This is a genomic window from Streptacidiphilus pinicola (genome assembly GCF_003258295.1).
Lineage (GTDB): Bacteria > Actinomycetota > Actinomycetes > Streptomycetales > Streptomycetaceae > Streptacidiphilus > Streptacidiphilus pinicola.
Window position 1 is genome coordinate 13106 of the sequence record NZ_QKYN01000012.1, and the last position, 19565, is coordinate 32670.

Annotated in this window: 14 protein-coding genes; 10 read left to right on the forward strand and 4 right to left on the reverse strand. The window is 73.8% G+C overall.

The genetic code is table 11. The features are described 5' to 3' along the window. Positions 1–74 precede the first annotated feature (74 nt). Positions 75–581: a hypothetical protein gene (locus DN069_RS03035; protein WP_111499221.1), complete on the forward strand. Its 507-nt coding sequence runs from the start codon at positions 75–77 to the stop codon at positions 579–581. A gap of 16 nt (positions 582–597) precedes the next feature. Here DN069_RS03035 and DN069_RS03040 read toward each other — a convergent pair whose 3' ends face one another. Then, the gene (locus DN069_RS03040) at positions 598–2337 is read right to left on the reverse strand and encodes a carbohydrate binding domain-containing protein (RefSeq protein WP_111499222.1); all 1740 of its coding nucleotides are present in this window, start codon (positions 2335–2337) and stop codon (positions 598–600) included. 154 nt (positions 2338–2491) lie between these two features. Between DN069_RS03040 and DN069_RS03045 the strand changes: the two genes are divergently transcribed. After that, positions 2492–3316, forward strand: a complete 825-nt coding sequence (locus DN069_RS03045; protein WP_111499223.1) for a MerR family transcriptional regulator — start codon at positions 2492–2494, stop codon at positions 3314–3316. A gap of 24 nt (positions 3317–3340) precedes the next feature. On the opposite strand, the gene DN069_RS03050 is transcribed toward DN069_RS03045, so the two are convergent. Further along, positions 3341–4726, reverse strand: a complete 1386-nt coding sequence (locus DN069_RS03050) for a lipase maturation factor family protein (protein WP_111499224.1) — start codon at positions 4724–4726, stop codon at positions 3341–3343. A 139-nt stretch (positions 4727–4865) separates the two neighbouring features. Here DN069_RS03050 and DN069_RS03055 point away from each other — a divergent pair, with 139 nt between their 5' ends. From DN069_RS03055 to DN069_RS03080, 5 genes are all read left to right on the forward strand, one after another. Then, complete coding sequence (locus tag DN069_RS03055; RefSeq protein WP_133259816.1) at positions 4866–6065, forward strand: MFS transporter; 1200 nt, start codon at positions 4866–4868, stop codon at positions 6063–6065. Between the two features lie 425 nt (positions 6066–6490). Beyond that, entirely contained in the window at positions 6491–7246 is a 756-nt protein-coding gene (locus DN069_RS39315) for a transglycosylase SLT domain-containing protein (RefSeq protein ID WP_133259817.1), read from the forward strand. Between the two features lie 157 nt (positions 7247–7403). Then, positions 7404–8168 (forward strand): thioesterase II family protein, encoded by a 765-nt coding sequence (locus tag DN069_RS03070; protein WP_111499228.1) that lies wholly within the window; start codon positions 7404–7406, stop codon positions 8166–8168. 55 nt (positions 8169–8223) lie between these two features. Beyond that, the gene (locus DN069_RS03075; RefSeq protein ID WP_111499229.1) at positions 8224–8463 is read left to right on the forward strand and encodes a hypothetical protein; all 240 of its coding nucleotides are present in this window, start codon (positions 8224–8226) and stop codon (positions 8461–8463) included. A 127-nt stretch (positions 8464–8590) separates the two neighbouring features. Continuing rightward, positions 8591–8827, forward strand: a complete 237-nt coding sequence (locus DN069_RS03080; RefSeq protein WP_111499230.1) for a hypothetical protein — start codon at positions 8591–8593, stop codon at positions 8825–8827. Here DN069_RS03080 and DN069_RS03085 read toward each other — a convergent pair. Next, positions 8805–12020 carry an AfsR/SARP family transcriptional regulator gene (locus DN069_RS03085; RefSeq protein ID WP_165845349.1) on the reverse strand — a complete coding sequence of 1072 codons (3216 nt, stop codon included), beginning with the start codon at positions 12018–12020 and terminating at the stop codon, positions 8805–8807. The two genes, DN069_RS03080 and DN069_RS03085, sit on opposite strands and share 23 nt — an antisense overlap. A gap of 188 nt (positions 12021–12208) precedes the next feature. On the opposite strand from DN069_RS03085, the gene DN069_RS03090 reads away from it, so the two are divergent. After that, positions 12209–13459 (forward strand): helix-turn-helix domain-containing protein, encoded by a 1251-nt coding sequence (locus DN069_RS03090; RefSeq protein WP_111499232.1) that lies wholly within the window; start codon positions 12209–12211, stop codon positions 13457–13459. A 70-nt stretch (positions 13460–13529) separates the two neighbouring features. On the opposite strand, the gene DN069_RS03095 is transcribed toward DN069_RS03090, so the two are convergent. Next, positions 13530–14855 (reverse strand): MFS transporter, encoded by a 1326-nt coding sequence (locus DN069_RS03095; protein WP_165845350.1) that lies wholly within the window; start codon positions 14853–14855, stop codon positions 13530–13532. 207 nt (positions 14856–15062) lie between these two features. On the opposite strand from DN069_RS03095, the gene DN069_RS03100 reads away from it, so the two are divergent. Beyond that, the gene (locus DN069_RS03100) at positions 15063–16325 is read left to right on the forward strand and encodes a cytochrome P450 (protein ID WP_111499234.1); all 1263 of its coding nucleotides are present in this window, start codon (positions 15063–15065) and stop codon (positions 16323–16325) included. 37 nt (positions 16326–16362) lie between these two features. Then, positions 16363–19530, forward strand: coding sequence for a non-ribosomal peptide synthetase (locus tag DN069_RS03105; RefSeq protein WP_111499235.1), 3168 nt, complete (start codon positions 16363–16365; stop codon positions 19528–19530). The last annotated feature ends 35 nt before the right edge of the window (positions 19531–19565 follow it).

Consider the following 19565-nt stretch of genomic DNA (forward strand, 5'->3'; position numbering starts at 1 on the left):
CGTACGACCCGCTCCTGTCGGCCGGCCCCTACCCCGGGCGCGAGGGGGTGCCGGGCGGTGGCGATAATGCTGCTATGCGTCACCGTTCCCGCGCCGCGATCGCGCTTCCCGTCCTGGCTCTGTCCGCCGCGCTCGCGCTGTCCGGCTGCTCCAGCGGCGGGGTGCAGCGGGAACTGCCGGGTACGGCGCAGTCCTCGTCCTCGGTCGGCCCGGAGGGCACCGACTTCTCGGTACAGGGGCGCAACGTGGACCTGAGGATCACCCAGGCGGCGGTCCGGCTCGGCACGACGGGCGGCGCGCAGCTGCAGATGGGCGTCGACAACGCCGGCCCGGTGACCGAGCACCTGGCGCTGGCCGCGGTCGAGGGCAAGGTGGCCACCCTGGACGGCACCGCGAACAACGCGAAGTCGACCGCGGGCGTGCTGATCGCCTCCGGCACGACCGCCTCCTTCGGCGCCGCCGACGGCCCGAAGATCGTGCTGACGAACGGTGCCGCCCTGAAGGTGGGCGGCACCGTCCCGGTGATGCTGCAGTTCGGCATCGCGGGGATGGTCAGGATCGACGTCCCGGTCCTGAACTAGGACCCCCGCAGCGGGATCAGGCCAGGTTGAAGTCGTCCGCGTAGACGTTCCCCTGCCCGTACCAGCCGTGCACGTACACGGTGACCGCGCCGCTGCTGCCGGTGGTGAACGAGACCGTCAGCTGGTTCCAGGCGCTGCCGGAGGACCAGGTGCTGGCGCTCGCGCCGCCGCTCACGCCGATGTACGCGTACGGGCCCTGGACCCAGGCCTGGAGCGTGTAGCTGTGGTTCGGCTGCAGCGTCACGGCCTGGTCGCACTCGCCCGTGGTCGAGGAGCTCGGCACCACCGCGAGCGCGTGGCTGCCGCTGTGGACCGGGGAGGAGACGACCGCGCTGCCGCTCTGGCAGGTCCACGGGCTCAGGCTGCCGCTCTCGAAGCCGCCGTTGACGAGGCTGCCGCTCCCGCCTCCGCCGCCGGAGCCGGTGACGGTCAGCGTGTAGGTGGCGCTGTGGCTGCCGGAGGCGGCGGTGCCGGTGACGGTGATCGGGTAGCTGCCGGCCGCGACGGAGGAGCCCACGGTCGCGGTGAGCGTGCTGGAGCCGCCCGCGGTGACCGAGGTCGGGCTGAGCGAGACGCTGACGCCGGACGGCGCGCCGCTCGCGCTCAGGCTGACGCTCTGCGCGCTGCCGGAGGTGACCGCCGTGGCGACCGAGGCCGTGGCCGAGGCGCCCGGTGCGACCGAGGCGGAGGAGGGGCTGACGCTCAGCGAGAAGTCGTTCTGGGTCTGCCCGCCGCCGCTGGTGAACGGCTCCATGGCGTGGCTGAAGTCCCAGGTGTTCTGGCTGATGCCGGAGCAGGTGTCGGAGCCGCCGGTGCCGGGGCAGCCGCCGTTGTCGCGCTCCAGCGCCCAGAAGGAGAGCTCGGCCAGGCCCTTGCCGGCAGCCCAGCTCTCCACGTTCTTCGCGTCGGCCACGGTGGTGGTCTCTGCGGCGCCGTAGTCGTCGATGCCCGGCATCATCGTGACGCCGACCATGTTCCACAGCTGCGCGGCGCTCTTGGACGGGTAGAGCTGGGCGAGTTGGCCCTCCAGGCCGGTGGCCGCGTTCTCCGCGTCGGTGCCCATCTCGTGGGTGGCGCCGTCGTAGTAGTCGAAGGTCATGATGTTGACCACGTCGACGCGGGCGTTGTTCTGCACCGCGTTCTGCAGCACGGCGAGCCCGCTGGAGGCCAGACCGCCGGTGGTGGTCGGCAGGGTGTAGGAGAACTGGACGGTGCGGCCGTTGCTCGCCGCCCAGGACTCCACCTGCGCGATCGCCTTGTTGCGGCGGTCGATGCCGGCGCTGTTGGTCAGCGAGTTGTCCTCGGTGTCCAGGTCGATCCGGGTGACGCCGTAGGTGGTGATGACGTTCTCGTAGGCCTGGGCGATGGAGTTGACGTTCGTGCAGCTGTCGGCGATCTCGGTGCCGCCGTGGTCGGCGCTGTAGCCGCCGAAGGACGGGACGACGTCGCCGCCGGCCGCCTGGATCGAGGCGATCGAGCTGCCGAAGGTCGAGGAGGCGATCGGCTGGCTGGTCGAGCCGTTCCAGTACGCGGTGCACGAGCCTGCGCTCGCCGCCTGGACGAAGGCCATGCTCAGGTACTTCGCGCCGGACTGGGACGAGAGCGTCGCCGGGTCGTCGGAGCTGTACGCCTCGAAGTAGGGCGAGAACACGTGCGCGGGCACGGGGGTGTTGGCGGCGTGTGCCGTGGGGGCGGCGACGGCGGCCAGACCGGCGCCCAGCAGGGCGGCGGTGAGCAGGGCACGGACTGATCTCATGCAGGACTCCCGTGGGGTGGAGTGGTGCAGTGTCGTGTCGGAGCTCTGCCAATGATTGGTCTGGACCATATAACTGTCAAGAGTCCTAACAGTTGGTGGCGATGCCGCGGCCGCTTGACCCTGACACAGTGGGAGACCCGTCACTGGAGGGGTCATGTTCACCATCGGAGACTTCGCCCGCCTGGGCCAGGTGTCGGTCCGCATGCTGCGGCACTACGACGCGCTCGGCCTGCTGCGCCCCGCCCACGTGGACCCGTGGACCGGCTACCGGTCCTACGAGGCCGCCCAGTTGTCCCGGCTCAACCGCATCATCGCGCTCAAGGACCTCGGCTTCAGCCTGCAGCAGGTCGGCGAGGTCCTGGACGCGAAGGTCGGGCCGGAGGAGCTGCGCGGCATGCTGCGGCTGCGGCGGGCCGAGCTGGCCGAGACGGTCGCCGCCGCGACGGCGCGCCTGGCCCAGGTCGAGACGAGGCTCCGGACCATCGAAAGCGAGGGGTCCATGCCCGCCGCCGAAGTCGTTCTCAAGTCCCTGCCCGCCGCCCGGGTCGCCGTCGCCACCGGCCTGGCCGAGAGCTTCGACCCGCGCCACATCGGTCCTGTCATCGGCCCGCTCTACCAGGAGCTGCACGCCCGCCTCGGCACGCTCGGGGTGGCGGTGGCCGGACCCGACATCGCCTGGTACGAGCCCGAGGGCGACGGGGCGCTCGGTGAGGGGATCGTCGTCCACGCCGGGATCTCCGTCTCCGTCGCGCCCGGCACGGTCCCCGGCCTCGAGGTCGTGGAGCTCCCGGCCGTCGACCGGGCGGCCACGATCGTCCACCACGGCTCGATGGACCGGGTGCTCGGCACGGTGCAGACCCTGGCCCGCTGGATCGAGTCCTCCGGCCACACCGCCGACCGCCTCGGCCGCGAGCTCTACCTGAACTCCTGCGGCCCGCAGGAGGAGTGGGTGACCGAGATCCAGTGGCCGCTCGGCTGAGCGCGGCGGCGCCGCCCGCGACGCTCAGCGCGACAGCGTGCGGTGGTAGCCGCCGACCACTTCCCGGTGCCACCACGCCCCCGTCGCCCGGTGCTCGGCACGGGTGGTGAAGCGGTAGCGGTACAGCGTCGCCCGCACGAACGCGGGCGGCGCGTCCGGGAACGGGTTGCCGTCGCGGCGCAGCAGCCGCAGCGTGTCCGGGTCGCCGGCCAGCAGCTTGCGCAACAGCGGCGTCAACCACCCGCGCGCGTAACCGGGGTTGAGCGCGGCGAACCACATCAGCCAGTCCAGCCGCAGGTGGTACGGGGCGAACTGGCGCGGGCGCCGCCGCGGGTCGCCCGGCTTGCCCTTGAAGCCGTAGGCCAGCCAGGTGTGCCCGTCCGCGCTGCCCTCCAACTCCACCTCGTGCCGCAGCCGGGTCACGCTGCCGAACGCGCCGTAGGTGTTGACCAGGTGCAGGCTGTCGAAGGAGGCGTTCATCAGCTGCCGCGAGGAGAGCAGGTTGCGCGCCGGGCGGTAGCTGAGCGCCAGCACCAGCGCCGCGTACGCGAGCGCCGCCGCCTGGAACCAGAGCGGCGTGGCCGGATAGGCGTGCCGGGTGCCACTGCTGACCGCGCTCAGCGCCAGGGTGACGGTCAGCCAGTTCAGCCAGGCGAAGTTGCCGGACAGGACCAGCCACAGCTGGGTGACCACGATCAGCCCGGCCGCGACCGTCGCCCCCGGCTGCGGCAGGAACAGCGCGACGGGCGCGCCCAGCTGGACCATGTGGTTGGCCCCGGCCTCGACCCGGTGCAGCGGACGCGGCAGCCGGTGGAACCACCAGCTCAGCGGGCCCGGCATCGGCTGGGTCTCGTGGTGGTAGTACAGGCAGGTCAGCTCGCGCCAGCAGCGGTCCCCGCGCAGCTTGATCAGTCCCGCGCCGACCTCGACCCGGAACAGGATCCAGCGGATCAGTACCAGCGTCGTGACCGGCGGCGCGACCTGCCCGTTGCCCAGGAACACCGCCAGCGCGCCGGTCTCCAGCAGCAGCGACTCCCAGCCGAAGGAGTACCAGGTCTGCCCGACGTTGACGATCGACAGGTACAGCGCCCAGAGCAGCGCCCACAGCGCCATCGCCGCGCCCAGCGGCACCGCGTCCGCCGCCCCCGAGACCAGCGCGGCCGCGAGCGCGCAGCCTGTCCACGCGACGGCGGCGAAGAGGCGGTCGGAGTAGCGCCAGTGGAACAGTGACGGGGCCTCCCGGAACCGCCGGTGGGCCAGGAACCGGGGGATCGGCGTCAGCCCGCGGGTGCCCAGCAGCGCCCGTCCCTGCCGCGCGGCGGCCAGGAAGCCGACCAGGTAGACGCCCGCCAGCGCGCGCTGGAACAGCAGCCGGCCCAGCCAGTCACCGGGCGCCTCCAACCACCGCATGGCTTCACCATGCACCATCCGTTAGCCTGCTGCCATGCATCTCTCCGGGCCGCACTAGACCGAGCGCCGACGCCGCGTCAGTTGACGCGTCGCGCCCCCGCTCCGTCCCTTCGTGCGCCTTTCTTCCTGGAGAGTTCCCATGTCCCGCCCTGCCCGGGGCGGCGTGTCGCCGCGCGCCGTCCTCGCCCTGCCGCATGCCCGCGGTCTGTTCGCCGCCGGTGCGCTCGCCCGGCTTCCCTACGGCCTCCACCTGCTGCCGCTGCTGCTCGCGCTGCGCGCGGCCGGCGGTTCCTACGCCGTCGCCGGTCTCGCGGTCGGCGCGTACTCGCTGGTCGGCGCGGTGCTGGGGCCCGCCCGCGCCCGGCTGGTGGAACGCCGGCCCGCCGCGCTGCCCTGGCTGGCGGCCGGATTCGCCGGGCTGCTCGGCGCACTCGCCCTGCTGGCGGGCCTGCGCGCCGGACCGGTCACCGCCGTGCTCGCCCCGGTGGCGGGCCTGCTCGCGCCGCCGGTCGGGCCCCTGGTCCGGGTCCGTCTCGGCGGGCTCGCCCGCACCGACGCGGAGCGCCAGGCGACGCTCAGCCTGGACGCGGTGCTGGAGTCGACCGTCTTCGCGCTCGGCCCGGCGTTGGCCGGGGCAAGCCTGACGGTCCTGGCCGCACCGGTCGTGCTCGGGCTGTGCGCGGCCTGGTTCGCGCTCGGCTTCCTCGCCCTGGCCGCCGTCTTCCGCGGCCTGCCCGTCCCGCGCGCCGAGGGCGGCTGCCCGTCCCCCGCCGCGCCCTCCGCCACGTCCCGGGTGCCGCTGCGCTCGGCCGCGTTCTCGTCCGTGCTGCTCGCGGTGTTCTCGGTCGGGACGGCGGGCGCCCTGACGGCGCTGGCCGCCGTCGCGGCCTGGGGCGGAGGAGTCGCCGGAGCGCTGGACGCCCTGGTCTCCGTCGGCGGGGTGCTGGGCGGACTCGCCTACGGCCGGCGTTCCTGGCGGCGGCCGGCCCGGCACCGCCTGGTCTGGTCGACCGCGCTGGGCGCGGCCGGCCTGGTGCTGGCGGCGCTCTGCTTCTCCCCGGCGGGCGCCGCGGTCGGCTTCCTGCTGGTCGGCGCGGCCACCGACTGCGTGCTGATCACCGCGTACCTGCTGGTCGAGGAGGTGGTCCCGGCCGGTTCCCGCACCGAGGGCGGGGCCTGGGTGAACACCGCGATCAACCTCGGCTCCGCCGCCGGCTCGGCCCTGGGCGGCCTGCTGCTCGCCGCCCCGGCCGGTGCCCGCGGCGTCTTCGTCGCCGGTCCGCTGCTGCTGCTCGCGGTCCTGGTTCCGCTCACCCTGAGGCGTCCGTCCCGGGCGTGACGGGGCTCACCGCGTCCCCGCCCCCGCAGCCGCCCCCGGGTCGCGGGGGCGGGTGGTCCCCGCGGCTCAACAGAGCCGATGTGGGCGTATTCCTGCGGTTCCAAGCCTGATGAGCGGATTGCTCATGCTTTGTGTGGTTTGAACCACTTGGGACCAAAGTTCCTTGCTCCTGCGGCGACGGTCGTGTGAACGTGGAAATCGTTCAGCGGAACGCGGCAGCAACCCAGCGCCGTGAGAGGGCCCGGTCCAGGACCGGTGAGCCCGGCGGATCAGCCCCGCGAACACGCTCGACCGGAAGAGCCCGCAGCGCGTGTGTGCGCCGGGCGTGTCGAGAACAGCCAGCCAGTACCCCGAGCGGCTCCCTGCTGCCCGCCCGCCCTGTTCGCGGGCGGGAGCTTCCTGCCGCCCACGACCTCTGGAGTGACATGCGTCTCGGCCTGACCCGTACCCCTGCCCGCCTGACCACGGGCGTCCTGATGGCGTCCTGCGTCGCTGCTTCCGCCGTTCTCGTCGGCCAGCACGCGACGCCCGCCGAAGCAGCCACGAAGACGACCGCCGTGGCCGACCGAATACCGACCCAGCACGCCGTGCAGCTGGCCGAGAAGCTGGCCAAGACGACGCCGGCCCCTGCCGCCTCGGGCCAGGGTGCCGTGAAGGTGGCTGAGCAGCTGGCCAAGGCGACGCCGGCTCCGGCCGCGCCCGCCTCCGGCCAGGACGCCGCGAAGGTGGCCGAGCAGCTGGCCAAGGCGGCTCCGGCCGCGGCCAAGCCCGCGCCCGCCAAGCCCGCCGCCCCGGCCGCGAAGCCGGCGCCCGCGAAGCCCGCCCCGGCGAAGCCGGCGGCGAAGACCTACCCGAACAACCTCGACGGCTGGATCGCCGAGGCCCGTGACATCCTCGGCGCCCACGGCGACAAGGTGCCCTCCGCGGCCTCCATCCACGCCCGCGCCCTGACCGAGTCCTCCGGCAACCCGCACGCCGAGAACCACTGGGACGGCAACCAGGCCCTCTACGGCGGTACCTTCGGCCTGATCCAGACGATCAAGCCGACCTTCGCCCAGTACTCCCTGCCGGGCCACAAGGACATCTTCAACCCGGTCGACAACATCATCGCGGGCGTCCGCTACGCCAACGACCGCTACGGCTCCTTCGAGACCGTCGCCTACGGCAAGCAGGGCTACTGACAGCCCCGTTGCTCCCGTTCTGCCGGTCATTTCCGCCCCGCTCCACCCAATCCCGATGACTGCCGGGCACATTCCCCCAAGTTGCCGAAAGAGCACCTGGTGAGCCGGTGCTCCGCAGGCGGAGGATCGTCGGCGGAGAAAGGGGTGGAAGGTGGTAATGAAACCGAGCAACCCGTGGATCACCGGGCGCTACGCCGTGGGTGAGCCCACGGTGCGCCTGATCTGCGTGCCGCAGGCGGGGGCCGGCGCGGGCGCGTTCTCCGGCTGGCGCCGGCACGTGCCCGAGGGGGTGGAGCTCGCCCCGGTCGAACTGCCGGGCCGTGGCACCCGCGAACGGGAGCCGCACCCGGAGGACGTGACCGCCCTGGCCGAGGCGGTCTTCCAGGGTCTTCGGCCCGAACTCACCATGCCCTACGTCCTGTTCGGGCACAGCCTCGGCGGCCTGCTGGCCTACGAGGTGGCCCGCCGGGTCGAGGCGCAGGGCCTGCGGGAGCCGCTGGCCGTGCTGATCTCGGGCGCGCGCGCACCGCAGACGCCCTCGCTGCGGACCATGTCGGACGTGGACGAGGACCGGCTGCTGGACTGGATCGCCGCCAACGGCGGTCTGCCGCAGGAGATCCTCAGCTATCCCAGCTTCGTCGCCGAGATCCTGCGGGCCGTCCGCACCGACCTGCGCTACGCCGAGCAGTACCTGGAGCCCGACCCGACGCGGCTGCGCAGCCCGCTGCACGTGTTCGCGGGCGCCGACGACGCCATCACCCCGCCCGCCTACGTCCCGTTGTGGGAACGCTGCGCCGGCGGGGACTTCCGCGTCACCACGCTGCCCGGCGGCCACGCCTTTCCGCACACGGATCCGGCTGCGCTGCTCCGCCACGTCCAGGACCTGCTGCCGCGGCCCGCGGTCGCGGCCGGGGTCGGATGAGCGCAGGGCAACGCGCCGTCATCGCAGCGACCTTCGCACAGGAGGAGGGAGAACGGTGTTCAGCGTCGAGACGACGACCCACGGTGGCATGCACGAGGTCGTCAGGATCAACGAGTTGGCCGAGGGAGGGGTGGCCGACGCCACCAGCCTGAGCGAGTCCGTGCTGGCGGAGGTGAGGACCGCGGTCCGCGGTCACCTCGACCTCCTCGGGCACGAACGCGGCCCGGCGCTCACCGAGGTGGTGATGTCGGACGCGGGAACGAGCATCGTCAGCTGTCGCACCCGGAGCCTGTGACCAGCGGCTCCGCCGGCTTCCCGCGGTTACCGTCCGTTCCGGGAACGTGACGGTAACCGTTCGGGAACCGGCTCGGGGAACGTAGGACCCGTCGAAAGAAACGGCCTCCAACTCCCCAGGAGTCATCATGCAGCGCACGCTGGTCAGCCTCTCCGGTCTCGTCGTCGCCGCCCTCGCCATCGGGCTCGGGGCGGGCGTGGTCAGCGGCGCCGAGGCCGACGGCCACACCGGTCACCGCGGGACGGCCCACGTGCAGCGCGCCGACGGCAAGAGCCCGACGGGCACCGGCCCCACCGCGGCCGCGACGACCCTGGCCGACGGCAAGAGCCCGACGGGCACCGTCACCTCGGGGCCGACGGCGTGACCCGGTCCGCGGGCCGGCGGCGGCGTTCGGCCGGCACACCCAGCAACCCGAAGACCTCCTCGGCGGCGGCGGCGTGGATCCGCCGGGCGCCCTCGTCGCCCAGCCCGTCGGCGGCCGCGGCCATGCCGGCCAGCGCGTAGGCCTCCTCGATCCGGAAGCTCACCGTCGCGGCCACCTCGTAGGCCTGACTGTGCAGACGCAGTGCCTCCGCGTACTCCCCCTGACAGTGCAGCAGCCGCCCCAGGACGTTGAACGTCTTGGCCTGACGCAGCGGCGACAGGCTCTGCTCCACCTGCTCCCGCGCCCGGGCCGCGAAACCGTCGGCCAGCTCCCGGTCCCCCGAGCAGTGGGCGACCTCGGCCGACAGGGCCATCGCCAGTGCCATCAGCCCCGGTTCGTTCCGGTGCGCACACAGCTCACGCGCCTCGGCCAGACACTGTTCGGCCCCGACCAGGTCCCCCAGACCGAGCCGGGCGAGCGCCAGATCCGTCTGCGCGACCAGCGCGTTCTCGTGCCGGTCCAGACCGCCGACCAGGGCGACCGCGCGCATCGCCGCCTCCGCGGCCTCCTCGTAACGGCCCCACTGCTCGTACAGCGTGCTCAGCGCGGTCAGCGTGTCCGCCTCCGCACGGGGGCTCTCCAGCTCGCGTTCCAGCGCCACCGCCGCCTGCAGGTGTTCCAGCGCCTCGGCGAACTGCCCCAGCAGACTCTTGTACAGACCCAGCGTGCCCTGGCTGTGGGCCTCGGTGTGCCGGTCGTCGACCCGGCGGGCGAGCGCCAGGCTCTCGGAGGCGACCTCGATGCCCTCGTCGTAGCGGCCGAGCTGCCAGCAGGCGACACCCAGGTTGGCGAGGCTGACGCTCAGCAGTCCCGCGTCGCCCAGATGCCGTGCGGCCTGCACGGCCGTCCGGGTGAGCGCCGCGAACTCGTCCAGGTTCCCCTGGGCGTTGAGGTAGAAGGCGACGTTGCGGCTCAGGCAGACGGCGTGCCGGTGGTACCCGTCCGTCACCGCGCGGTCGACGACGATGGCGAGCGTCATGTGCTCCTTGGCGAACCAGGTCTGCGCGCCCTCGGCGCGGAACAGCGCCGGCTGTCGCAGCGGCGGCAGGTCCAGGCCGGTCGGCCGGCGGCTGCGGCCGGGGTAGAGCACCTCGCAGGCGGTCTCGCTGGCGGTGAGGTAGTACTCCAGCAGCCGTTTGGCGGCGGCCGCCCGCTCCTCGGCGGCCATCTCCTCGCACAGGCCGCGCGCGAAGCTGCGCACCAGGTCGTGGTACGAGTACCGGCCGACCTCCGGCTGCTGCAGCAGGTGCGCGTCGAGCAGGTGCTCCAGCTGGTCCTCGGTGTCGCGCACGTCCTCGGCCAGCACCGCCGCCGCCGAGTAGGCGTCGAACTCCCGGCCCGGGTGCAGTGACAGGGTGCGGAAGGCACGGCGGCACGACTCGGGCAGCACCTGGTAGGACAGCCGCAGGGTCGTCGCCACGCCGCGTTCGCCGGAGTTGAGCTCGTCGAGCTTGCGGTTCTCGTCGCGCAGCCGCTCGACGAGGTACTCGAGCGTCCAGGCGCGCCGGTTGCGCAGCCGGGCCGTCGCGATGCGCAGCGCCAGCGGCAGGTAGCCGCACAGGTGGGTCAGTTCCCTGGCGGCCTCCGGCTCGGCCTCGATCCGCTGCGGGCCCAGGAGTTGGGCGACCAGGCGGACGCTCTCCGAGGGTGCCAGCACATCGATGGAGATCCACTCGGCGCTGTCCAGCTCCACCAGCCGCGCCCGGCTGGTGATCAGGACCAGGCAGCCGGGGGTGGTCGGCAGCAGCCGGCTCACCAGGGCGGCGTCGGTGCCCGCGTTGTCGAGCAGCAGCAGGACCCGGCGGCCGGCCAGCACGGACTGCCACAGCAGGGTCTGGCCGACCACGTCGTCCGGGATCCGGTCCTGGGTCACGCCGAGCGCGCGCAGCAGCACCTCCAGCGCGGTGCCGATGTTGACCGGCCGCTCGTCCGGGGAGAAGCCGCGCAGGTCGAGGTAGAGCTGACCGTCCGGGTACTGGTCGGCGAGCAGATAGGCGGCGCGCACCGCGAGCGAGGTCTTGCCGGTGCCGCCCATCCCGTCGATCGCGACGATCCGGGTGCGCTGCTCGTCCGGCTGCGCCGCGGCCAGCAGGTGACGCAACTCCCTGTCGCGGCCCACGAAGTCGGCGAGGTCGAAGGGGAGCGTGCGGGGCGATCCCGCGGCCTTCGGATCCGTCGGGTCCTCGCCGGACGCGGTCGCGGTCGTCCGCGGCGCCGGGACCGGATCGGGAAGCGAGCCGGGACCGCGGGCGGACGCCGGGTCGGTATCGGGACGCGTCGGCCCCACGGGGCCCGGCGCGACGGCTGGCTTCGGTCCGGCCGGGACGGGGGCGTCCAGCTCCGGGCTCTCGACCAGGATCCTCTCGTACAGCTTGGCCACATGCGGGTCCGGGTCGATGCCGAGCTCCTCGGCCAGCTCCTCCCGCAGCCGCCCGTACTCGGCCAGCGCCTCGGCGCGGCGGCCGGAGCGGAACAGCGCCAGCATCAACTGGCCGCGCAGGTTCTCCTGGAGCGGGTGGCGCCCGGTGTACTCCCGCAGCTCCCCGATCAGCTCGGCGGACTCGCCGGCCGCCAACTGGAGCTCGAAGTACTGCTCCACGACCGCGAGATGACGTTCCTCCATGGCACGGGCGGCGGCCTCGATCACGCCGCCGCCCCCGATGCCGAAGAGCACCGGTCCGCGCCGCAGTGCCATCGCGGAGCCGAGCAGGGCCGCGGCCTCCTCGCCGCGGCCCTGCTGGATCAGGCTTCTTGCCTGGCGGGTTCTCGTGTCGAACTCGGTGGCGTCCAGTGGGGTGTCGGCCGCGATCGCGTAGCCGGGCCCGTCGGTGACCAGCACCCGGTTGCCGCCGGGGATCCGCCGCCGCAGGTCGGCGATCGCCTTGCGGACCTGGTGCGACGCCGTCGCGGGCGGCTCGTCCGGCCAGGCCGAGTCGACCAGCCGGGGCACCGTCAGCAATCGCCCCGGTTCCAACAGCAGGACGGCGAGAATACGGCGCGGGATCGGGCCGCCGAGTTCGATGCGCCGGTCGCCCGCCCAGGCCTCCAGCGGACCGAGAATGTTGAAGCGCAGTGCAGGAGGCGCCGACGGTACCGCCGATCTGTCAGCAGCTATGTCGGATATGCCACCCATGCCCATGTGCGCCCCCGCCCGAATGCCGAATCCTCCCCTGACCAGCCCCCGAATCATAGGCCTTGTACCTGTCACGCGGTACATCAACGGGAGCGGAACGGGAACCCGGGAACCCACACTCCCCTTGTCGGTCAACCTGGCTGAGCGCCGCGTTGCGCGGTGTCACCTGTCGCAATGGAGGTGAACGAATGAACGAGAACCTGTTGCTGCGGCTGCGACTCCAGAGCGGCATGACGCAGGAGGAGCTCTCCGAGCGCTCCGGAATCAGCGTCAGGACCATCCGGAACTTCGAGCGCGGTCTGATCCAAAGGCCGCGCCGCAGCTCGGTGGACATGCTCCTGGACGTGCTGGATCCCGGACTGAAGGAGAAGCTGCGTTCCGCTCCCATGGACGATCTGGGCATGCCGGTGGGCATGGCCGCGGAGTGGCTCAAGCTGGTCGGGCCCGAGCCCGGCGCCTGGCGCGGCAGCCGCCCGCCGCGCTCGTCCCTGGTCGGCCGCGATCACGACGTCGAGCTGCTGGGACGGCTGGTGCTGGAGCAGCAGCTCGTCGTGATCACCGGCCCCGGCGGTGTGGGCAAGTCGCGTATCGCGCTGGCCGTCGCGGAGGCCGTGGCCACCCAGCTCCCGGACGGTGTCGCCGTCGTCGAGCTCGGCACCGTTCCGGGCGAGCGCGACCTCGACCAGGACGCGGTCCTGGAGCTCGCCGAGCAGGCCGTGGCCGACCGACTGGGGGAGGAGACGGCGGCCGGCGGCCGCCACCGGATGCTCATGGTCCTCGACAACGCCGAGCACCTGCCGCAGGCCGGCGCGCGGCTGGTGGACCGGCTGCTGGGCCGCTTCCCCGGGATGCACGTGCTGATGACCGCCCGGCGCGCGCCGGAACTGGCCGGCGCGGTGCTGTGCGAGCTGGCGCCGCTGGCGCCGCCGGTCGCGGTCGAGCTGCTGCTGGACCGGCTGCGGAGCTGCTGCCCGGATCTGGACCTGTCCGCGGAGGGGGAGCGGCTCACCACGCTCGTCGGCCTGCTGGACGGGCTGCCGCGCCTGATCGAGTTCGCCGCGCACCGCCTGCGCATGGTGCCGCTGGAGTCACTGCTGACGGACGGTCAGGCCGTGCGCCTGCTCGGGTCCGGCGACGTGCGGACGCTGCCGCACCAGCGCACCCCCGAGGCCAGCCTGCGCTGGAGCCTCGCGCTGCTCGGCCCGCGCCACGAACGGCTGTTGACGCGGCTGGCCCGCGACGGCGGCGAGGCCGGTTTCCGGGTCGGCGAGCTGGAGGTCGACCCGGACGAGTTCTCCGAACTGGAGGCCGTCGGACTGCTCGCGGACCTCGCGGAGACCTCGCTGCTCCAGGTCGACCGGGGCGGCCGCTACCGGTACCGGATGCTCCGGCACGTGCGCGCCTTCCTGGACGACCCCGCGACGCTCGCGACCGCCTGAGCCCGACACGGGAACGGCCCCGGCCCCTCGGACACCGGTCCGGGGCCGGGGCCGTTCCCGTGTCGCGTGGTCACACGGCGACCGGCACCACCGACACGACCGGCGCGGCCGGCTCCTCGGTGAGCTCGACGAGCTCCTCCGCGGGCGTGGCGAGGACCCCGAGGGCGGGCGCGACCATCAGCGCCACCGTCATCGGCACCATCACGACCAGCAGCGCCAGCATCCCGCCCGGCACCCCGAACAGGGCCACGAACAGGCCGGCCAGCAGCGGGCCGCACCACTCGAGCGCGTAGGCGCCGAAGCGGTTCACCGCGGCGACGCGGCCCAGCAGCCGGTCCGGCACCAGCCGCATCACGTAGGTCATCAGCACGACGTTGACCGGCACCGTGGCCACCTGGGTCAGGCAGACCACCACGGCGATCTCCCACACCTGCGGCACCAGGGCGGTGACGGCCAGGCCGACGGTGAACACCGACACCGCGGCGCACAGCAGCGTCCGCGGCCGGAACCGGCGCACGATCGCCGGGGCGACCAGCGAGCCGACGAAGCCGCCGGCCACCGTCGTCGCACTGACCAGGCCGACCGCGGTGGCGCCGCCGCCCCGGTGTCCGACCAGCGCGATCAGCAGCAGCATGAAGGCCTGGGCCACCATGTTGAGCACCGAGGCCATCACCACGACGAAGCGCAGGAACGGCTGCCGGCGCACGAAGCGCAGGCCCGCCCCGACGTCCTGGAGCAGCGAGGTGCGCGGCGCGTCCGCGTCCCGGTCCGGACCCAGCGGGCGGCGGATGTTCAGTGCGCCCAGCGCGGCGAAGACGAAGGAGAGCGCGTCGGCGCCGAACGGCACCCAGCGGGCCAGGCCGAACAGCACCCCGCCCAGCGGCGCGCCCAGCAGCTGCGCCAGCATGTCCCGGCTCATGGCCTGGCCGTTGGCGGTGGCCAGCTGCTCCTTGGGGACGATCCGGGCCAGTGCCGGCGTGCTCGCGCCCAGCACGACGCCCGAGAGCAGGCCGCTCAGCAGCGAGGCCGCCACCAGCGGCGGCAGCGCGGGGTGGTGCCCGCGGGCGAGCACCGCCACCACGGCCAGCGCCGCCGCCTGGGCCAGCGGACCCACCGTCAGGATCGCGCGCCGGGACACCCGGTCGGCCAGCGCGCCGCCCCACAGGGCCGTCGCCACGACGCCCAGCAGGTTGGCGGAGCCGATCAGGCCGGCCTTGCCCACCGAGCCGGTGCTCGCGAGCACGAGCAGCGGAAAGGCGATCGTGGACACGCTCGTGCCCAGCGCCGAGAGGGTGTTGCCGGCCCACCAGCCCAGGTAGTCGCCGTTGTGCCACAGCGACCCCGGGGCCGGTTCCGCGACCCCCTCGCTCGCTGTGTCGCTCACTGATTCGGTCACGGGATCCTCCTGACACGGGTGCGTGCGGTTGCGCCCACCACCCTGGGGTCCCACCGGAGCCCCGGACCAGGCACGACCCGGCCGGGTGCCGGTCGTTGCGGCGGCATCGTTCTTGCCGGTGCCACTGCCTGGTGACGGACCGTCGGGCGGGCTGGAATCTCCTCATCGCTCACAGCAGGGGAGCGCCGCCAAGCGGAGGTGAGAGGGATGGTTGCCCAGGTGCTGGACCTCGGTGTCGACCTGGCCGACCCGGAGACGTTCACGAGGGGCGACCTCGGGGCGTACTGGCGTCGACTGCGCCAGGAGGACCCGGTGCACTGGCACCCGGCCGCGCCGGACCGCCCGGGTTTCTGGGTGATCAGCCGGCACGCGGACCTGATGGCCGTCTACCGGGACGAGGCCCGGTTCACCTCCGAGCAGGGCAACGTCCTGGTGACGCTGCTCGCGGGCGGCGACGCGGCCGGCGGCAAGATGTGCGCCGTCACCGACGGCGCGCGCCACCGCGAGGTGCGCAACCTGCTGCTCAAGTCGTTCTCCCCGCGGGTGCTGGCGCCGATCGCCGAGCGGGTGCGGCACAACACGCTGCGCCGGGTTGCCCGCGCGGTGCTGCTGAGCGAGTGCGACTTCGCCGCCGAGGTCTCCGAGCACATTCCGATGACCACCATCTCCGACCTGCTCGGGGTGCCCGAGTCGGACCGGCCGTTCCTGGTCGACCGGGCCCAGCGCGCGCTCAGCTCGCACACCGCGGGCCAGAGCGAGGAGGACGGCTGGAGCGCCCGCAGCGACATCCTGCTGTACTTCGCGGACCTCATGGAGGAGCGCCGCGGCCACGAGGCCGACGACGTGATCAGCGTCCTGGCCAACGCCCGGATCAACGGCGTCCCGCTCAGCCGGGACGAGATCGTGCTCAACTGCTACAGCCTGATCCTGGGCGGCGACGAGACCAGCCGGCTCACCATGAACGACGTGGTGCACACGCTCGCCGGTGAGCGCGAGCAGTGGCGCCTGCTGCGCGAGGGCGCCGTCGGCCTGGACACCGCCTGCGAGGAGGCGCTGCGCTGGGCGACACCCGCCATGCACTTCGGCCGCCGGGCCCTGGTGGACGCGGAGTTGCACGGCCGGCTGATCCGGGCCGGGGACATCGTCACCGTCTGGCACTCCGCGGCCAACCGCGACGAGACCGTCTTCGCCGACCCCGACCGCTTCGACCTGGCCCGCACCCCCAACCGGCACGTCGCCTTCGGCTACGGCCCGCACTTCTGCCTCGGCGCGCACCTGGCGCGGGTGGAGATCACCGCACTGCTGGAGGCGCTGCGGCGGTTCACCAGCGAGATCGAGGTGGTGGGCGAACCCGCCAGGTTCCACTCGAACTTCCTGGCGGGGTTCAGCCGCCTCCCGGTCAGGTTCACCCGCGACAAGGCCCAGCTGTCGGCCTTCGCCGCCGAGCTGCGCGCCGACCGCGCCGCCTGACCGCCCCCTCGACAACGACGACCGGAGGAAGCCCGAAGTGAACGTCACCCGCGCCCAGGAGGGGATCCTCTCCGCCGAGGGACCGCTGGCCGGACAGGCCTCGCCGTTCCACGTGATGGTCAGCGCCCTGATCACCGGACCGCTGGACCGCGACCGGCTCCACGCCGCGCTGGACCGCGTCACGCGGCGGCACGCCGCCCTGCGCACCGTGTTCACCCGCGACGCCGCGACCGGCGAGCTGGGCAGCCGGGTGCTGACGGAGTGGCGGCCGACGGTCGTCGAGCAGGAGCTGCCCACGCTGCCGGCGGACGCCGACCCGGTGCGCGTGGTGCACCGGCTGCTGACCCCGACCGCCCCCGCGGTGCTGCGCCCCTACGAGGCGCCGCCGGTCCGCTTCGTGCTGAGCCTCGCCGGTCCCGGGCGCGCCGTGCTCACCCTGCTCGGCCACCACGTCGTGCTGGACGGCTGGAGCATCGGCCTGATCTTCGAGGACGTCGCCGCCGGATACGCGGGCGCCACCGACACCGACGAGGTGCCGGGGATGGAGCTGCTGGCCGAGGCCGAACGCAGCGACGCCGTCGCCGCCCTGACCGTGGAACGCGCCGCGATGCTCGCCGACTGGCCCACCGTCCTCGAACTGCCCTCCGACCTGGACCGGCCCGCGGTCCGCGACTGCGCCGGCGTCCGGCTGCCGTTCACGCTGACCGACGCCGCCCGCGAGGGCTGCGTCCGGCTGGCCGCCTCCCTGGGGGTGAGCCGCAACGCGGTGCTGATGGGTGCCTGGGTGCTGGCCGTGGCCCGGCGCACCGGCCGGGACCGGCTGCTGGTCGGCATCCCCACCGTGGGACGCCACTCCCGGGCCGCGATGCGCGTGGTCGGCGGCGCCACCGGACTCGGCCCCGTCGCCTGCTCCGTGCCGGAGGAGGGGACCGTCGCCGACTACGTGCGGGCCACCGCGAAGTCGCTCCAGGCGTCCCTGCGGTACGGACGGGTGCCGTTCGAGGACCTGGCGACCGCGCTGACCCGCGGCGGCGACCGGGCCCGCAACCCGCTGGCGCAGATCGCCTTCGGCGCCCACAGCGAACTGGTACCGACCGGCCTGCCCGCCGGCGAGGTCACCTTCGACCTGCACGTCGGTCACACCGGCGGCACCGCCTACGACGCGATGCTGCACGCCCTGGTCTGGGACGAGCGCCCCGGACTGGAACTCGAGTACGCCACCTCGGTGCTGACCGCCGGGGAGGCCGCCGACCTGGCCGCCTCCTTCGAGCAGGCGCTCGTCGAGATGGCCGCCGCACCGGACGGGCCGCTGGCCGCCGTCACCACGGTGACGCCCCGTCAGCGCCGTCGTCTGGACGCGCTGGAGCACGGCCCCGAGGCCGACGCCGAGGCGGGCCTGTGGCAGCTGATCGAGCAGGCCGCGGCCCGCACCCCCGACGCGCCCGCCGTGCGCGAGGGCGACGGCGCGGACCAGACGCTGACGTACCGGCAGCTGCTGGAGGCGGCCGCCGTCCTGTCCGCCCGGCTCTCCGCCGCCGGGATCGGCGCGGGCGACCGGGTGGGCCTCGCGGTGCGCCGCTCGGCCGCGGAGATCGTCGCCATCGCCGCGGTGCTGCGGATCGGCGCCGCCTACGTGGGCCTGGACCCGGACAACCCCTCGGCGGCCACCGCCGCCGTCCTTACCGGCGCGCAGGCCACGGTGGTGCTCGGCGACGCCGACAGCCTGGCGGCACTGGGCCCCGCCGCGGCCGGACGGACCCTGCTCGACGTGCGGGCCGCCGGCGGGCCGGTCGGTGCGGTCCCCGAGCCGGCCCCGGCCGATCCGGACCGGATCGCCTACCTGGCCTTCACCTCCGGCACCACCGGCGCGCCCAAGGGCGCCATGATCCCCTGCCGCGGTGTGGTCCGGCTGGCCCGTGAGCCGCGCTTCCTGCGGCCCGGGGCGACCGACCGCTTCCTGCGCCTGGCCCCGCTCGCCTTCGACGCCTCCACCCTGGAGATCTTCGCCCCACTGCTGGCCGGTGGCACCGTCGAGGTCTTCACCGGACGCCACGTCACCGCCTCGGCGCTGGCCAAGTGCCTGGAGCAGCGCGGGGTGACCGGGCTGTGGCTCTCGGCCGGGCTGTTCCGCCTGGTGGCCGACTTCCGCCCGGAGGCCTTCCGCTCGGTGCGCCAGCTGCTGACCGGCGGCGACGTGGTCCCGCCCGCGCAGGTCGCCGCCGTGCTGCGGACCTGCCCCGGGCTGCGCGTCAGCAACGGCTACGGACCCACCGAGAACACCACGTTCACCACGGTGCACCACGTCGACGACCCGGTCGGCGCCACCGCCTCCGCGCTGCCGATCGGCCGCCCGATCCAGGGCACCGGCGTCGTGGTGCTCGACCACGCGGGACGCCCGGTGCCACCCGGCGGCGTCGGCGAGCTCTACGCCTACGGCGCGGGACTCGCGGCCGGCTACACCCGGGCACCCGACGAGACCGCGCTCGTCTTCGGGGAGTTCGGCGGCGCGGCCGCCGGCTGCAGGCTCTACCGCACCGGAGACCTGGTGCGCTGGGACGCCGAGGGCAACCTGAGGTTCCTCGGGCGCCGCGACCGCCAGGTCAAGATCCGCGGCTTCCGCGTCGAGCCGGACCAGGTGACCGCGGTGCTCCGAGCCCATCCCGAGGTCCGCGACGCCGCCGTGGTGGTGGTGCCGCTCGGCAACGGCGACCACCAGCTGCTCGCCGCCGTCGTCGGCGCCCGTCCCGGCCTGCTGGACACCCTGCGCGCCCACGCCGCCGGGCGGTTGCCCGGCCACGCCGTGCCCGGCCTGTGGGTGGAGGTCGAGCAGTTCCCGGTCACCGCGAACGGGAAGCTCGACCACCAGCGACTGCGCCTGCTCGCCGCCGAACCGGAGCCCGTCCCCGCGCCGGTCGCCGCACCGCCGCAGCCCGCCCCGCAGCAGCCCGTACCCGGGCAGGCCGGCGACGGACTGGAGGCCGCGATCGCGGACGCCTGGGCCGAGGTCCTCGGCCACCGCGACTTCACCCCGGCCGACTGGTTCTTCGACGTGGGCGGCGACTCGCTGCTGCTGATCCGCGTCCACTCGATCCTCACCGAGGCCCTGCCCGACCACGAGGTCACCGTGGGCGACCTGTACGCCTGCAGCGCCATCGAGGACCTCGCCGCCAAGCTCCGGGCCGACGCCCGGCGCACCGCCGCCTGACCGACCTGAACCGAACCGACAGACCCGACCCGACC

What these genes read in the sequence shown, in the direction of transcription:
- DN069_RS03035 (WP_111499221.1), top strand. Translation starts at nt 75, where the DNA reads ATGCGTCACCGTTCCCGCGCCGCGATCGCGCTTCCCGTCCTGGCTCTG.
- DN069_RS03040 (WP_111499222.1), bottom strand. Translation starts at nt 2,337, where the DNA reads ATGAGATCAGTCCGTGCCCTGCTCACCGCCGCCCTGCTGGGCGCCGGT.
- DN069_RS03045 (WP_111499223.1), top strand. Translation starts at nt 2,492, where the DNA reads ATGTTCACCATCGGAGACTTCGCCCGCCTGGGCCAGGTGTCGGTCCGC.
- DN069_RS03050 (WP_111499224.1), bottom strand. Translation starts at nt 4,726, where the DNA reads ATGCGGTGGTTGGAGGCGCCCGGTGACTGGCTGGGCCGGCTGCTGTTC.
- DN069_RS03055 (WP_133259816.1), top strand. Translation starts at nt 4,866, where the DNA reads ATGTCCCGCCCTGCCCGGGGCGGCGTGTCGCCGCGCGCCGTCCTCGCC.
- DN069_RS39315 (WP_133259817.1), top strand. Translation starts at nt 6,491, where the DNA reads ATGCGTCTCGGCCTGACCCGTACCCCTGCCCGCCTGACCACGGGCGTC.
- DN069_RS03070 (WP_111499228.1), top strand. Translation starts at nt 7,404, where the DNA reads ATGAAACCGAGCAACCCGTGGATCACCGGGCGCTACGCCGTGGGTGAG.
- DN069_RS03080 (WP_111499230.1), top strand. Translation starts at nt 8,591, where the DNA reads ATGCAGCGCACGCTGGTCAGCCTCTCCGGTCTCGTCGTCGCCGCCCTC.
- DN069_RS03085 (WP_165845349.1), bottom strand. Translation starts at nt 12,020, where the DNA reads ATGGGTGGCATATCCGACATAGCTGCTGACAGATCGGCGGTACCGTCG.
- DN069_RS03090 (WP_111499232.1), top strand. Translation starts at nt 12,209, where the DNA reads ATGAACGAGAACCTGTTGCTGCGGCTGCGACTCCAGAGCGGCATGACG.
- DN069_RS03100 (WP_111499234.1), top strand. Translation starts at nt 15,063, where the DNA reads ATGGTTGCCCAGGTGCTGGACCTCGGTGTCGACCTGGCCGACCCGGAG.